Source organism: Streptomyces sp. NPDC055013 (assembly GCF_053608645.1).
Map to the genome: position 1 here is coordinate 123,249 of NZ_JBSGVW010000019.1, position 13,860 is coordinate 137,108.

At 72.3% G+C, this 13,860-nt stretch carries 11 protein-coding genes; 5 read left to right on the forward strand and 6 right to left on the reverse strand.

The window, feature by feature from the left end; all coding sequences use genetic code 11:
* Positions 1 to 34: 34 nt before the first annotated feature.
* Positions 35 to 811: a class I SAM-dependent methyltransferase gene (locus tag ACWGDB_RS23405; RefSeq protein ID WP_453824174.1), complete on the reverse strand. Its 777-nt coding sequence runs from the start codon at positions 809 to 811 to the stop codon at positions 35 to 37.
* Positions 812 to 1,048: 237 nt separating this feature from the next.
* Here ACWGDB_RS23405 and ACWGDB_RS23410 point away from each other — a divergent pair, with 237 nt between their 5' ends.
* Together ACWGDB_RS23410 and ACWGDB_RS23415 are read left to right on the forward strand one after the other, a co-directional pair.
* Positions 1,049 to 2,992, forward strand: a complete 1,944-nt coding sequence (locus ACWGDB_RS23410) for a glycoside hydrolase family 5 protein (RefSeq protein ID WP_453824175.1) — start codon at positions 1,049 to 1,051, stop codon at positions 2,990 to 2,992.
* 30 nt (positions 2,993 to 3,022) lie between these two features.
* A complete protein-coding gene (locus tag ACWGDB_RS23415; RefSeq protein ID WP_453824176.1) occupies positions 3,023 to 3,724 on the forward strand; it encodes a CPBP family intramembrane glutamic endopeptidase in 702 nt (233 codons plus the stop codon).
* Between the two features lie 4 nt (positions 3,725 to 3,728).
* Here the strand turns inward: ACWGDB_RS23415 and lpdA are convergent, their stop codons facing one another.
* The 4 genes from lpdA to ACWGDB_RS23435 all read right to left on the reverse strand — a co-directional run bounded on the left by lpdA (position 3,729) and on the right by ACWGDB_RS23435 (position 10,268).
* Positions 3,729 to 5,141, reverse strand: a complete 1,413-nt coding sequence (gene lpdA, locus ACWGDB_RS23420; RefSeq protein ID WP_453824177.1) for a dihydrolipoyl dehydrogenase — start codon at positions 5,139 to 5,141, stop codon at positions 3,729 to 3,731.
* Positions 5,142 to 5,316: 175 nt separating this feature from the next.
* A complete protein-coding gene (locus tag ACWGDB_RS23425) occupies positions 5,317 to 6,180 on the reverse strand; it encodes an SCO2400 family protein (RefSeq protein ID WP_453824178.1) in 864 nt (287 codons plus the stop codon).
* 173 nt (positions 6,181 to 6,353) lie between these two features.
* The gene (locus tag ACWGDB_RS23430) at positions 6,354 to 9,542 is read right to left on the reverse strand and encodes an amidohydrolase family protein (RefSeq protein WP_453824179.1); all 3,189 of its coding nucleotides are present in this window, start codon (positions 9,540 to 9,542) and stop codon (positions 6,354 to 6,356) included.
* 135 nt (positions 9,543 to 9,677) lie between these two features.
* Entirely contained in the window at positions 9,678 to 10,268 is a 591-nt protein-coding gene (locus ACWGDB_RS23435) for a hypothetical protein (RefSeq protein ID WP_453824180.1), read from the reverse strand.
* A gap of 182 nt (positions 10,269 to 10,450) precedes the next feature.
* On the opposite strand from ACWGDB_RS23435, the gene ACWGDB_RS23440 reads away from it, so the two are divergent.
* On the forward strand, positions 10,451 to 11,752 hold the full coding sequence (locus tag ACWGDB_RS23440; RefSeq protein ID WP_453824181.1) for a sensor histidine kinase: 1,302 nt from the start codon (positions 10,451 to 10,453) through the stop codon (positions 11,750 to 11,752).
* Positions 11,749 to 12,351, forward strand: coding sequence for a response regulator transcription factor (locus tag ACWGDB_RS23445; protein ID WP_453824182.1), 603 nt, complete (start codon positions 11,749 to 11,751; stop codon positions 12,349 to 12,351). The genes ACWGDB_RS23440 and ACWGDB_RS23445 overlap by 4 nt, the downstream gene beginning before the upstream one ends.
* 21 nt (positions 12,352 to 12,372) lie before the next feature.
* On the opposite strand, the gene ACWGDB_RS23450 is transcribed toward ACWGDB_RS23445, so the two are convergent.
* Positions 12,373 to 12,804, reverse strand: coding sequence for a helix-turn-helix domain-containing protein (locus ACWGDB_RS23450; RefSeq protein WP_453824183.1), 432 nt, complete (start codon positions 12,802 to 12,804; stop codon positions 12,373 to 12,375).
* Positions 12,805 to 12,877: 73 nt separating this feature from the next.
* Between ACWGDB_RS23450 and ACWGDB_RS23455 the strand changes: the two genes are divergently transcribed.
* Positions 12,878 to 13,768 (forward strand): class I SAM-dependent methyltransferase, encoded by an 891-nt coding sequence (locus tag ACWGDB_RS23455; protein WP_453824184.1) that lies wholly within the window; start codon positions 12,878 to 12,880, stop codon positions 13,766 to 13,768.
* The last annotated feature ends 92 nt before the right edge of the window (positions 13,769 to 13,860 follow it).

Genomic DNA, 13,860 nt, shown 5'->3' on the forward strand with positions numbered 1-13,860 from the left:
TCCGGGACAGTTGACCTGATGACGGGGCGTCGGCTCACACGGGATGCGTGACCCGGATCTTGGACTGGCCGTGCGGGAGTTCCTCCCAGTCCGTCATGAAGCGGGCCTGCAGGCCGTGTTTCTCGGCCAGCGCCAGGAGGGTCTCGGTGCGGTAGTAGAAGTCCTCCCGCAGGACGTGGTGCTCCTCACCCTCGGTGCGGTCGAAGGTGAAGTCGAACCAGCCGCCGGGCGCGAGCACCCGGCCGACATGGGCCAGGCACTCCTCGATGACCGGGAGCGGTGAGTGCGAGAAGACGCTGTGGGCGTGCACCACGTCGAAGTGGGCGTCGGGCAGGAAGCGCAGCTTCAGGTCGCGCACCGGGGTCAGCGTGGGCAGCCGCCGCTGCAGCCCCATGGCCACGAGGGTGTCCTGTGCGGCGAAGAGGATGTCGGGCGAGATGTCGATGCCGTAGTAGTGGCCGGGCTCCAGATGGCGGATGAAGCGCCAGCCTCCGCGCAGGTTGCCGCAGCCGATCTCCAGCATCCGATGCTCGGGGCGCAGGCCGTGGCCGAGGAGGTAGTCGAACTGCATCTCCCCGAGCGCCAGCCATCGCTCGCGGTTGTGGCTGCCGACGGCCGCGTCCGGGTCGGCCCGGGTGTCGGAGCGCATGACGGCCCGGTAGTAGGAGACGTGGTCCGGGTGGCGGCGGCGCAGCCACATGTCCCGTGCGGTGCGGACGAGATGGCGGGGCACGCGGTCGGGGTGGCGCAGGGCGTAGGTGATGCGGTGGCCGAGGGCGGAGCGGTTGGCGGTGAGGTTCTTGGCCGGCATGGGTCTGCCTCCCTGGGACGCGGTACCACCGAGGATGCTCAACGGGGCCGCACGGCGCCACAGGTGCGGGCCATGAAGGGAGGTGGGCCCCATTCGGGTGGAGGAGGCGCGGGAGACCGCGTTCGTCGGGGAGGTGGCTGCGCACCGACCCCGTCGGGGGCCGGAACCCCGCGAAAGACTGGACCAATGTCACCCCATCCAGCATGATGACGCCGCCATGACAACTCAGCCGTCGGGATGGTGACCGTGCGCGGATCCTTGGCCAGGGCGACTCTCGCCGCCGTACTCCTCCTCGTCCCGCTCGCCTCGCTGCCCGAGGCCGCGGCCGAGCAGCAGCCGGCCGGTGCCGAGACGGTCGTCGCGGCCGCCGCCACGACCGGCGCGCAGGACTGGACGCCGCCGCTGAGCACCCGGGGCCGCTGGATCGTCGACGCGGAAGGGGACCGCTTCAAGCTGCGCTCCGGCAACTGGCACGGCGCCAGCGGCACTTGGAACGGCTCGGGCGACCAGGCCGACGACGCGAGCCATCACGCCGGCGAGAACTCCGGCCGGATACCGCTCGGCCTGGACCGCGCCCCGATGTCCGAGATCATCGCCGGGTTCCGCGAGATCGGGATCAACAGCGTCCGGCTGCCCTTCTCCAACGAGATGATCCGCGACAGCCGTCCGGTCACGGACGACTCCGTCGCCGCCAATCCCACACTGCGCGGCAGGACTCCGCTGGAGGTGTACGACGCGGTCGTGCGCGACCTCACGGCGGCCGGCCTCGCGGTGATCCTCAACAACCACACCAACACCACGCGTTGGTGCTGCGGAGTGGACGGCAACGAACGCTGGAACGCCGGCCAGTCCACCGGGACCTGGGAGAACGACTGGATTTTCATGGCCCGCCGCTACCGGGACAACCCACGCGTCGTCGGCGCCGACCTCTACAACGAGGTGCGCCGCAACGTGTGGGACGACCCCAACTGGGGTCTCGGCGACAACCATGACTGGTTCGCCGCCTCCCAACGCGTCGGCGACCGCATTCTGACGGAGGCCAACCCGAACCTGCTGATCGTTGTCGAGGGCATCAACTGGACCGGCATCCCCGTCGACGGCCTCCCGCACGAGCGCCCCACCCTGGAGCCCACCCGCCGCCTGTCGCACACGCTCGTCGACTCCGGCAAGCTGGTGTACTCCGCCCACTTCTACGACTACACCGGCCCCAATCACAGCGGCGCCACCGGAACGGGCGAGACCAGCGATCCCCGCTACCGAGACCTGAGCCCGACCGAACTGGTCGCGGTGCTGAACCGCCAGGCCTTCTTCGTGACCGGCGAGCAGGACCGGCACTTCACGGCACCCGTCTGGATCAGCGAGTTCGGCGTCGGGGGCCGCGACGAGACCGGCCAGAAGCCGCGGGCCTGGTTCGAGAACTTCGTGGACCAACTGATCCGCACCGACGCCGACTTCGCCTACTGGCCGCTCGTCGGCTGGCACCAGGACCGCAAGGGCAACGGCTGGGCGCTGCTGCACTGGGATGCCGAAGGCCGCCGTATGGGCGTGTACGACGGCGACGACTGGCGGGACGACGCCTGGAGGAGGCTCATCGGGGCCGACGGCCGCACCGGGCCGGTGGCGCCGGTCGCCGACTGGTCCATGCTCAGCCCCGACCACGGCGACTTCGTCCAGTCGCGGCGGATGCGCGCCCTGCCCGACTGGAACCCCGGCGCCCGCAAGGCCGTCTGCCCCGACGGACAGCGGCTGCTCGGTCTCGGCCACACCGGCAACCGGGGGCTGTGCTCGGACGTGACGGCCGGCGCCCTGTGGGACCCGGCCGACGGACACGAGGTGGTCGCGGACGAGCGGCATGTGGCCGCGGGACGGGACTGGGCGTCCGGATACACCAAACTCCAGTGCGCCGAGGGGCAGTTCCTGATCGGCTACAGCGTCCGCGGCGCGGCCGTCTCCGCCGCCCTGTGCGCGGCTGCCCCGGCCGGGAGGCTCGGCGCGAGTGGCCGTACGGTCTGGTTCGACCGGGGCGACAACCGGGGGCCGGCCGCCAAGGGCGGCGACTTCGCGCAGGGCCACTACAAGGGCCAGTGCGCGGACGACGAGTACGCGGCCGGCATCGCCTACACCGGTCGGGTGGGGTCGGCCCGGACGCCCGACGCGCTGTACTGCCGCAAACTGGGCTGATCGGCGCAGCCGGGGGATGCTGGAACCCGGATGCGGATCACCTGTGCTCTTGCCGTGCTCACCGCCGCGAACCTGCTGAACAACTGGCTCGCGCGGAGCCCGGCCATGTACGTGGTCATCTGCGTGGTCGCGACGGCCGTGCTGCTGATGATCGCCCGCTGGGACGGCCTCACCGCGGCCGACCTGGGGCTGGACGCGGCGGGGGTGCGCCGGGGGCTGCGCTGGGCTCCCGTACTGGTGGCGATCGTCCTGCTGGTGCTGCTGATCCTGCTCGCCGTTCCGGCCGGGCGCGAGGCCTTCCGGGACGGCAGGGCGGCGGATCTGTCCCTGGAGCGGATGCTGTGGGGAGCGCTGGTGCGGGTGCCCTTCGGGACCGTACTGCTGGAGGAGACCGCCTTCCGTGGCGTGCTGTGGGCCATGCTCCGGCGCCGGTACGGCACGGCGTGGGCCACGGGCGTGTCGTCGCTGCTGTTCGGGGTCTGGCACCTGATGCCGTCCCGTGGCATCAACCGCTCCAACGCCGCCGTCGGGTCCGTCTTCGGGGAAGGCCAGGCCGGCGTGGCACCGACGGTGGCCGCGGCGATCGTCGCCACGGCCGTCGCCGGGGTCGTCCTGTGCGAGCTGCGCCGCCGTTCCGGCAGTCTGCTGGCGCCGATGACCCTGCACTGGGCGGTCAACGGCTTCGGTTACGCGTTTGCCTGGGGGGCGGCCCGCTGGTGGCTCGACGGCTGAACGGTCAGAAGTTGATCATGTGTCCGGCGAGGCCGTGCACGGCCTCCTTGACCGCCTCGCCGAGCGTCGGGTGCGCGTGGACGTTGCGGGCGACCTCGTGGACCGTGAGGTCCCACTGCTGGGCCAGGGTCAGCTCGGGCAGCAGCTCGGTGACGTCCGGGCCGATGAGGTGGCCGCCGAGCAGCTCGCCGTACTTGGCGTCGCTGATCAGCTTCACGAAGCCGGTCGCGTCGCCGAGGCCGTGCGACTTGCCGTTCGCGGTGAAGGGAAACTTCGCCACCTTGACGTCGTGGCCGAGCTCGCGGGCCTGTGCCTCCGTGTAGCCGAAGCTGGCGATCTGCGGCTGGCAGTAGGTGGCTCGCGGGATCATCACATAGTCCAGCTCCATCGTCTCGGCGTCCGCGATGGTCTCGGCGGCGATGATGCCCATGGCCTCGGCGGCGTGCGCGAGCATCAGCTTCGCCGTCACGTCGCCGATGGCGAAGATGTGCGGGACCGACGTACGGCAGCGCCCGTCGACGTCGATCGCGCCGCGCTCGGTGACCCTCACGCCTGTCTTGTCCAGGCCGTAGCCCTCGACGTTCGGCTGGAAGCCGATCGCCTGCAGCACCTTGTCGGCCTCCAGGACCTGCCGGCTGCCGTCCTTGCCGGTGACCGTGACGCGCACCTGCTCGCCGGACTCGTCGACGGCGTCGACGCGGGTGGAGGTGAGTACGTCGATGCCCAACTTGCGGTACCGCTTGGCGAGTTCGGCGGAGACCTCGGCGTCCTCCAGCGGCGCCATCCGGTCCAGGAACTCGACGATCGTGACCTTCACGCCGTAGTTGTGGAGTACGTAGGCGAACTCGACACCGATCGCGCCGGCGCCCGCGATGATGATCGACTGCGGCAGTTCCTCGGCCAGGATCTGCTCCTCGAACGTCACCACGCGCGCGCTGCGCCGGGTGCCGGGAAGCAACTTGGGCGTGGCACCGGTGGCGATGATGCACTGGTCGAAGCCGATGGTGCGGGTCTCGCCGTCGTAGCCGGCCACCTGGAGGGTGTGCGGGTCGAGGAAGGTGCCGCGGCCGTCGATCTCGGTGATCTTGTTCTTCTTCATCAGGTAGTGGACGCCCTTGACCCGGCCGTCGGCGACCTTGCGGCTGCGGCGGAACGCCTCGCCGAAGTCGAAGCTGACCTGCCCGTCCACCTTGATGCCGAAGGTCTTCGCCTCGCGCGTGAAGATGTGCGCCAGTTCGGCGTTGCGCAGCAGCGCCTTGCTGGGGATACAGCCCACGTTCAGACAGACGCCGCCCCAGTACTTCTCCTCCACGACCGCCACCCGCTTGCCCAGCTGGGCGGCGCGGATCGCGGCGACGTAGCCGCCGGGGCCCGCTCCGAGGACCACGACATCGAAGCGCTCGTCCTGCTCGACCATGGAGAGTTCCTTCCTGAGTACGACGTCCTGCTCTGCTGGTGCCGGCCCTCGCCGGGCGATGGCGTACGGCTTCTTCCAGCATGACCGCATCCACGGGCTTGTGTGGCGATGCGGCAGGGTGACGACGATCTCAGGTGAGGTGCGCTCGGGCGGTCAGCTCACTTGCCCGGCACGGTCAGCCGACGCACAGGAGGTTGAGCACGCACAGCTGCGCCGGCGATGTGGCTTCCGGTGCCGGGCTCGTCGGTGACGTGGAGGTTCCGGAGTCGGAGCCGTCGGTGGGCGTCGGGGTCGGCGCCTGCTGGTCGGCCTCGGTTCCGCCACTGCCGCCACTGCCGCCACTGCCGCCGCTGCCGCCGGAGTTCCCTCCGCCGGGATTCGCGGAGGCGGTCTGCGACTGCGGGGCCGAGGTCGCCGTGGGACTCGGCGTGGTGGCCGCGTCCGGTCGGGTGAAGTCCCGCGTGGTGCGCGGGGCCGTGACGGACTCCCGGGCGGCGTTGGTCGGGGACGGCTTCGACGTGGACGTGTCGGTGCGCGGGGCGTCGGGGGTGTCCGGCGGAGTGGACGCCGGGCGGGTGAGCTCCGTGTGCTGCTGCTCCGGGAGGCCCACGTTCGGGCGTTCCGGCGCGGTGGCTGCCTGGGCCTTGTCGCCGGCCCCGCGGTCGAGCGCCGAGACGGTCAGGCCGCCGCCGACCAGCGCGACGGCCGTCGCGACCACGGCCCGGCGCTGGTTCTTCTTCCAGCGGGCCCGCTGCCGACGCCGCGCCGCCCGGCCCTCGGGGACGGCCGGTACGCCGTCCACACCACCGGACGGGGCTGCGGGCGTCGTCTCGTGCGCGTCGGCCGACGGTGCCTCGTCACGGAAGTAGCCGTCGTACCGGGTATCGGCCGCAGGCCGCTCCCGCGTCACCGCGCCCGGTGCCGCCGACACGGTGCGTCCCCCTGTCGTCGAGGGAGCGATGTCGGGGGCATAGGCGCCGCATCCGGGGCACACGAGGGCCCCGTTGAGATGCCGGCGGCACGAGGAGCAGTAGTCCATCTGCGGTCTTCCTGGGTTGACTGCGCCATCGGCTCTGCTCGGCCGCGGCCTGGTCACGTTTGCACGTGGGGTCGAACGGCCAGAACGCTAACGATCCTTTCAAAAGGCTGTGTGCATCCCGAGTGATACTCCTGCGCAGATCTTTCACGAAGTGTGTGTGTACCGTGACCTGCTCAGAGGTCACAGCACCCCTCGCGACGCATCTGGCGGCCCACCTCCAGCCAGTCGTCCGGCACCCGGCGCCCGGTGTCGGTGTCGGTGTCGAAGGCGTCGACCAGGTCCGCCTGCTCGAAGAGGACGCCGCCGCGCAGGGCCGCCACCGTGCGGATCAGCGTGGTGAAGTCGGTGAACGGGTCGCCGTCCACGAGGGTGAGATCGGCGAGCTTGCCCTCCTCCACGGTGCCCAGGTCGCCGTCGGCGCCGAAGACCCGCGCGGGCAGCAGGGTCGCGGTGCGCAGTGCCTCCGCCGGTGACAAGCCGGCGTTGTGCAGGGCGCGCAGGGCGAGGTGCAGATGCAGGCCGACCGGGACGATGGGTTGGTCGGTGCCGAGCGCGATCAGGCCGCCCTTCGCGAGGACGCGCCGGTAGATGTCCATCTCCCGCCCCAGCGTGGCCAGTTGGGCTTCGCTGGACGGCTGTCCGGCCTGCTGTCGGACGAGCGCGGTGTCCCAGGGCGGCATGAGGGCGGTGACACGTGGGTCGTCGGCCAGCGCGGCGTCGGCGCCGAGCAGTGCCAGTGCCGTGAACGGGGTGGCGACGAGGTGGAAGTCGGTCGCGGTGTAGATCTCCTCGACGTCCTGGTAGGCCCGCCCCGCCGCGGACGTCGCGTGGCCGAACTCCAGCCGCTGGGTCGCCTGCAAATGCGTCGTCAGGTCCTGGCCCAGCTGCACACCGGGACCGCACAGGTGGCTGCCGCTGCGCACCCCGAGCCGCTCGTGCCCGAAGTCCGCGGCCTCCTTCATCACCCACGCGGGAGCCCGTACGTACGTCTTCACGAAGTCCCAGTCCAGCGCGGCACCCCGCGCCAGCGACCGCTGCAGGCCCTCGCGGGTGCGATGGGCGCGGCCCATGCTGTAGGCGACGCGCGGCCCGTCGAGCAGCTCACCGGTGGTCAGCAGCCGGGGCCCGGCGAGGACACCGGCGGCGACCGCCTCCCGGATGCGGGCCTGTTCGTAGGCGAAGCCGCCCAGCGAGACGGCCGTCGTGATGCCGTAAGCGAGTTGCAGCGCGGTCTGCCGGCCACCGTACGTGGTCTGCCAGGGGTGGGTGTGGGCGTCCCACAGGCCCGGGATCACGGTGCGGTCGCTCGCGTCGACGCGGCGTTCGGCCGGGCGGTCGGCGCGGTGCGGGGACACGTCCGTGACACGGCCGTCGCGGATCACGACATCGACGTTCTCGCGGACGTCCCCTCCGGTTCCGTCCCAGAGGCGGCCCGCGTGCACCACGGTGTCCGCCGGGCGCGGTCTGCGGTAGTCGAGCGGGACGCGGACGGTACGGGTTCTGCCGCTGCGCAGGTCGGTCAGGCGCAGGGTGCCCGCGGAGAGGTGGAGCAGGGTGGCGCCGTCGGCGGACCAGGAGGGGTGGTCGGCCGGTTCGGTGGTGAGTCTGCGTGGCTCGCCGTCGGGGGTGCCGTCGGCGCGGACCGGCAGCAGCCACAGCGCCGACTCCGCCACCACGGCCATCCAGCGGCCGTCCGGCGACCAGACCGGCCCGGAGTCGTAGCGGTCGGAGAGCGAGGTGTGCGGGGCGAGTGCGTGCAGGGCTGCCGTTCCGGTGGCCGTGTCGACGACGCGGATCAGGTTGTAGCCCTCGCGGAACCGCTGGTTGAGACGGTTCCGGTCGCACAGCGCCACATACCGGCCGTCGGGCGACCAGCTGGGTCGGCCGGGCAGCCCGCCCGCTCCCAGCGGGGCGGCGAGGACGCGTTCGACCCCCTCGGGCAGGTCGCGCACCAGGAGGTTGCCGGACATGTCCAGGCAGGCCAGCCGCGTTCCGTCGGGCGAGAGGGCGGGGAAGACGCGTCCGCCCGCCGCGAGGACTGTCTCCGCACCGGAGCGGAGGTCCCGGCGTCGTACGGCGAAGAGTCCGTCACGGTCGTCGGTGTACACCAGCGCCGTGCCGTCGGGCGTCCAGGTCGGCGCCAGTACATAGCGGGTGGCGGGGACCTGCAGGACCTTGCGCGGTGCTCGGCCGCCGGTCGTCCCGGCGGTCCACAGCGCGTTGAGCGCGGCGAAGGCGACGCTACGGCCGTCCGGCGACAGGGCGGGCAGGTGCAGTGCGCGGACGGGACGGGCGCCGGCGCCCTCGAAGTCGTACGCCTTGCCCCGGAAGCGGGGCCGCTCCACGGGCAGCGTGGCCGTGAACGGGATCTCCTCGCCGTCACCCGGCGCGTCCGGGTCGACCAGGCGGAAGTGTCCGCCGACGTTGAGGAGCAGTCGGTCCGCGTCCGTCCAGCGCGGCGGGGCGGGGAGGACGTCGCCCTGCACGGCGACGGGTGTGCCGTCCACGACGAGCGTGCAGGACGCGGCAGGCGAGGCCGTGGTGCGCAGGTGGGCCAGACGCCCGGTGGACGACACCGCGGGGGTCATGAGCTGGGCGCCTGAGCCGTCGGTGTGCTCGGTGGTGACCGGGCCCGTGCCGTCGGCGGCCACCGACGCGATCGTGGTCGCGCGGAGGGTGCCGGTGGCGGTGACGACGGCCCGCACGAACAGCACCCGTTTCCCGTCGGGCGACCACGTGGGGTCGAAGTCCTCCCAGCGGGCGTCCTGCCCCGGCCCCTGCTGGCCGGGGCGCCCGGTGAGCCGGGTCGGCGTGCCCGTGCGCGCGTCCACGGTCCAGATGCGGTACGGGGAGCCGGTCACGGTGTCGCCGCCGCGCTCGGAGGCGAACGCGATCCGGGAGCCGTCCGGCGACCAGGCGGGGCCCCGGTCGTCCCAGGGCCCGTCGGTGAGTTGCCGCAGCCCCGTGCCGTCGGGCCGCAGCGTCCAGAGGTGAAAGCCGCCACCGCGGTAGGCGCAGACGACGAGGCGGCTGCCGTCGGGCGAGAACTGCGGGCGCGTGGGTTCGAGGCAGGGCGGGGTGAGCGGGACGGCGGTGCCGCCCTTCCTCGGGATGGACCAGAGCACGTTCTGCACCTCGGCGACCAGCCGGTCACCGGTAGGGGCGAGGGTCGCGGAGCCGCCCGTGGCGGCGGTGAAGGAGAGGGTGGTCGCGGCGGAGGCGGCGACGGCCGGCGTGCTCACGGTGGAGAGCGTAGATCCGGTGACGGCTGCGGCTGCGGTGGCGGTGGCGGTGGCCTGGAGGAATCTGCGGCGGGAGAGCGGGCCGAGGCGGAGGGCGGCTGCGGTGTCGTCGGGGTCCAAGAGAGCTCCCGGGGAGCGGAGTTGGGGTACCGGACAGGAGAGACCACTGGTGGCAACGTACGGGGAGGTTCCCGGTTACGCGTCCGCCCCGGCGTTTCGCGGCCGTTTCCGGCAACTCGGGGCACCCGTTCTCGGCTAGACCAGAAAGAGCAGCTGGACGGCGACGAGTACGTCGATGACGCCGCACCACTCGGCGAACGTACGCGAGACGACCTTGTCGAGCCGCAGGTGCACGAAGTCCCAGACGCCATGGCAGAACCAGCCGGCCGCCACTAGATACCGGCCCAGGTCCGCATCCACCGCGAGCCCCGCCGGCGCGAGCCCGCAGAAGACGACGGCGCCCACGGCCTGCACCCCGAACGTGGCCCGCCCGTGCGGAGTGCCACGGACGGCGCCCCACACCAGGACGGCCGCCGCGAGGGCGACCAGGACCGTGGACGGGGCGACCACATCCTGGGCGGCGAGGGCGAATACGGCCACCAGTCCGGCCCCGAGCACCGGCCAGGTGGCCTGCGGCCTGCCGATCTGGTGGACGACCAGATAGATCAGGGGCAGCAACGGCAGGGTCTCGGCGAACCCTCCGACGGCGTCGGCCACGTCCTGCGAGCCGGATGCGATCACGTTGAGGACGACGACCGCGACGGCCAGCGCGGTCGGCCAACGCCGCCTGAGCGCGGCACTCGGGTGCGGCCGTACGGCCGTCGGGTGAGTGGGGCGTGCCTGCATGACGGGCTCTCCTTCGGTACGGGGTCGGGGTATCGGCTGCGTCTGCCGCCGCTGTTGCCGACGCCCTCACCCTCCGCCGCGACGAGGCCCGCCAGTAGTGCCGGATCCCCCTGCGCACGCGTGGCGTTGTCACGTCCGCGCATGACATGTGTCATGCGGCCCGGCTGGGCCACAATGACCGGGTGGGGGACGGGGAGATCGAGCGCGAGGCGGCGGGGCTGACGGGCTTCCGTCGCTACACGTGGTGGACCGTGCCGGGCATGACCGCGTGCGTCCTGGTCCTCTTCGTCGGCGAGTGGGTCCTCGACGGCGACGTCCCGCTGTGGGCACGTGCGTCGGCGGCCGCCGCGCTCGTGGTCGAGGTGTGGGCGAGCGTCGCCCTGCTGAGCCGACGGCTTGCGCTCCTGCCGGTCAGCGACGCACAGCCCGGCGGACCGCCCGTGGGCCTGCTCACCTCCGCGGTCGGGGCGGGCGTCGTACTCGCGGCGCTCCCCTTGGCCCAGCGCAACTACGGGCTGTGGGCGGTGACGCCCGCGCTGGTGGTCGCGATCGTCGCCACGTACCTCCCACCACACCACAGGCGACTGCTGGTCGGCGGCGCCGTGGTCCTCGCCCTGCTCCCCGGCGGCGTCGTCAGCCTTGCAGCGGAAGACGGGGAGTCGGCGTACGCGGCCCTGTTCCCGGCGGGGCTGGTCGCCTTCACGGCCTGGGTGACGCTCGGCCCGCTGTGGGCCTGGGACACGGCATGGCGGCTGGACCAGGCACGTCGGCTGGAGGCGGAGCTGGCGGTCAGGGAGGAACGGCTGCGGTTCGCGGCCGACCTGCACGACATCCAGGGCCACCATCTCCAAGTGATCGCCCTGAAGAGCGAGTTGGCGGAGCGGCTCGTCAAGCGGGATCCGGCGCGGGCCGCCGCGGAGATGAAGGAGATACGGCAGCTGTCGGCGGACGCCCTCAGCGACACCCGGGCGGTGGTGCGGGGGTACCGTCGTACGACGCTGGATGACGAGATCGGCAACGCGACCCGGGTGCTGGCCGCAGCCGGCATCGACGCGAGGATGACGCTCGACCCGGATGCCGTGGCCGCCGATCTCACGGACTCCGCCCGGCACCTCCTCGGTCTCGTGATGCGCGAGGCCACCACCAACGTGCTGCGGCACAGCCGGGCCGGACACGCCGAGGTCGACTACCGCATCGCCGACGGCCACGCCCGCCTGCGCGTACGCAACGACGGTGCCGAGGAGCATCCGGCCGCCCTGGACGGCACGGGGCTGCGCGGCCTCGCCGAGCGGCTGGAGGCGGCCGGTGGCGAGCTGAACTGGCAGCACGAGGGCGATCGCTTCGTGGTCGAGGCCGCGCTGCCGACGTGTGCGTCGGGGGCGCCGAGGTCGCCGGGGGCATCGGGGTCGCCGGAGCCCTCGGCGTCGCACGACTCGCCGGGGGCAGCGCACTCGCCGAACCCCGTGGACGGAGCCCCCCGATGATCCGCCTTCTGATCGCGGACGACGAGGACATGCTCAGGAGCGCCCTGGCCGCCCTGCTCGCGCTGGAGCAGGACCTCACCGTGGTCGCCGAGGCGTCCACCTCCACCGAGGCGGTGCGGCTGGCCCGCGAGCAGCGCCCCGACATCGCCGTACTCGACCTGGAGATGCCGCCCACCGACGGGCTCCGGGCCGCCGAGGAGATCCGGGCCGAACTGCCCACGCAGATCGTCCTGGTGACACGGCACGCCCGGCCGGCCGTGCTGCGCCGGGCCCTGGCCGCCGGTGTCCGCGGCTTCGTCCCCAAGACGACCCCGGCGGCCCGGCTTGCCGAGATCATCCGGGACATCGCCGCCGGCCGCCGCTACGTGGACCCGGACATCGCAGCCTCCGCGCTGTCCGAGGACGACTGCCCCCTCACCGGCCGCGAACTGGAGGTCCTGCGCGCGACCCGCACCGGCGCATCGATCGCCGAGATCGCCGACGCCGTCCACCTGGCCCCCGGCACGGTCCGCAACTACCTCTCCGCGGCCATGTCCAAGCTGGGCACCCCGACCCGCCATGCGGCCGCGCACCGCGCCTGGGAACAGGGCTGGATCTGACCCTCCGACCCCGGAAAGTCTTCACGGCACTCCCGGCGTCCGCTTTCTCGGCACCGCGACAGTGCCGGACTCGGCGGCCGCGAGGAGGCGGCGGAAGGTGGGGCATTCCATATGGCTCGGCGCGGGGCAGGACGCCGCGTGCCGCAGGGAGTCCCGCAGGACGCCCAGTTCGCGGATCCTTGAGTCCAGCTCCGCCGCCTTCGCCGAGAGCATCTGCCGGTCGATACGCGGCTGCCCGTCCGGCGCGAACATGCGTGCGATCTCATCGAGCGAGAACCCGGCGGTGCGCCCCAGCGCGATCAGCGCCAGGCGTTCCAGTACGCCAGAATCGTACTGTCGGCGCAGGCCCCGCCTGCCGGTCGAGGCGATCAGCCCCTTTTCCTCGTAGAACCGCAGCGTCGAGGCGGGAACCCCGGCGCGCTGCGCCACCTCGGCGATGTCCAGGTCCGTCATCCGCTTGACCTCAAGTCGACTTGAAGTAGCACGCTGTCACCCCGGCCCGATGAACGCAAGCGCAGGAGGCGATATGGACGGCAGGCGCAGGACCGATGACGAACAGGCGGCCCGTTGGAGCGGACGCAGTGGCAACGCCTGGGTCGACACACAGGCGTTGCTGGACGACATGCTCCGGCCGTTCGAAGAGCTGCTCATCGAGGCGATGCCCGCCGGACGGACGGGGCAGGTGCTGGACGTCGGCTGCGGTACGGGCGGCACGACGGTGACCGTGGCCCGGCGGCTCGGTCCGGAGGGGCACTGCGTCGGCATCGACATCTCCGAACCGATGATCACCGCCGCCCGGGCGCGCGCCGAGCGCGAGGACACGCCGGTGTCCTTCATCCACGCCGACGCGCAGGAGCATGTCTTCGAGCCCGCCACCTTCGACGCCGTCGTCTCCCGCTTCGGCGTCATGTTCTTCAGCGACCCCGTCCGGGCCTTCGCGAACCTGCGGGGCGCCGCCAGGGACGGGGCCGCGCTCCGGTTCATCGTCTGGCGCGGCCCCGCCGAGAATCCGTTCATGACGACGGCCGAGCGCGCCGCGGCGCCGTTCCTGCCGAACCTCCCCGTCCGCCGGCCGGACGAGCCGGGACAGTTCGCCTTCGCCGACTCGGACAGGGTCCGTCGCATCCTGACGGAGAGCGGGTGGTCCGACATCGACATCCGGCCGGTCGAAGTGCCCTGCACGCTGCCCGAGCAGGAGTTGGTCCGGTACTTCACCCGTCTCGGTCCGGTCGGGCAGGTACTGCCCGAAGCGGACGAGCAGACCCGCGCAAAGGTCGTCGAGACCGTCCGCGCCGCCTTCGACGGCTTTGTGCAGGGCACGGAGGTCCGCTTCACGTCGGCCTGTTGGATGGTCGGCGCCCGAGCCACGTCCGCGTCAGCCCCGTCGGCCTCGCCCACCTCACCCACATCGCCGTAACGAAACTTTCGCAGAATCCTGCGACTCTTTCCGAGGGGCAGGACCCCGGCGCATAGTGATGACGCGGTTCTCCGGCCTCGCGAAGGGACGAG

Bases quoted from the DNA above. Each gene is read 5' to 3' on its own strand.
- ACWGDB_RS23405 (WP_453824174.1), bottom strand. From the start codon at position 811: ATGCCGGCCAAGAACCTCACCGCCAACCGCTCCGCCCTCGGCCACCGC.
- ACWGDB_RS23410 (WP_453824175.1), top strand. From the start codon at position 1,049: ATGGTGACCGTGCGCGGATCCTTGGCCAGGGCGACTCTCGCCGCCGTA.
- ACWGDB_RS23415 (WP_453824176.1), top strand. From the start codon at position 3,023: ATGCGGATCACCTGTGCTCTTGCCGTGCTCACCGCCGCGAACCTGCTG.
- lpdA (WP_453824177.1), bottom strand. From the start codon at position 5,141: ATGGTCGAGCAGGACGAGCGCTTCGATGTCGTGGTCCTCGGAGCGGGC.
- ACWGDB_RS23425 (WP_453824178.1), bottom strand. From the start codon at position 6,180: ATGGACTACTGCTCCTCGTGCCGCCGGCATCTCAACGGGGCCCTCGTG.
- ACWGDB_RS23435 (WP_453824180.1), bottom strand. From the start codon at position 10,268: ATGCAGGCACGCCCCACTCACCCGACGGCCGTACGGCCGCACCCGAGT.
- ACWGDB_RS23445 (WP_453824182.1), top strand. From the start codon at position 11,749: ATGATCCGCCTTCTGATCGCGGACGACGAGGACATGCTCAGGAGCGCC.
- ACWGDB_RS23450 (WP_453824183.1), bottom strand. From the start codon at position 12,804: ATGACGGACCTGGACATCGCCGAGGTGGCGCAGCGCGCCGGGGTTCCC.
- ACWGDB_RS23455 (WP_453824184.1), top strand. From the start codon at position 12,878: ATGGACGGCAGGCGCAGGACCGATGACGAACAGGCGGCCCGTTGGAGC.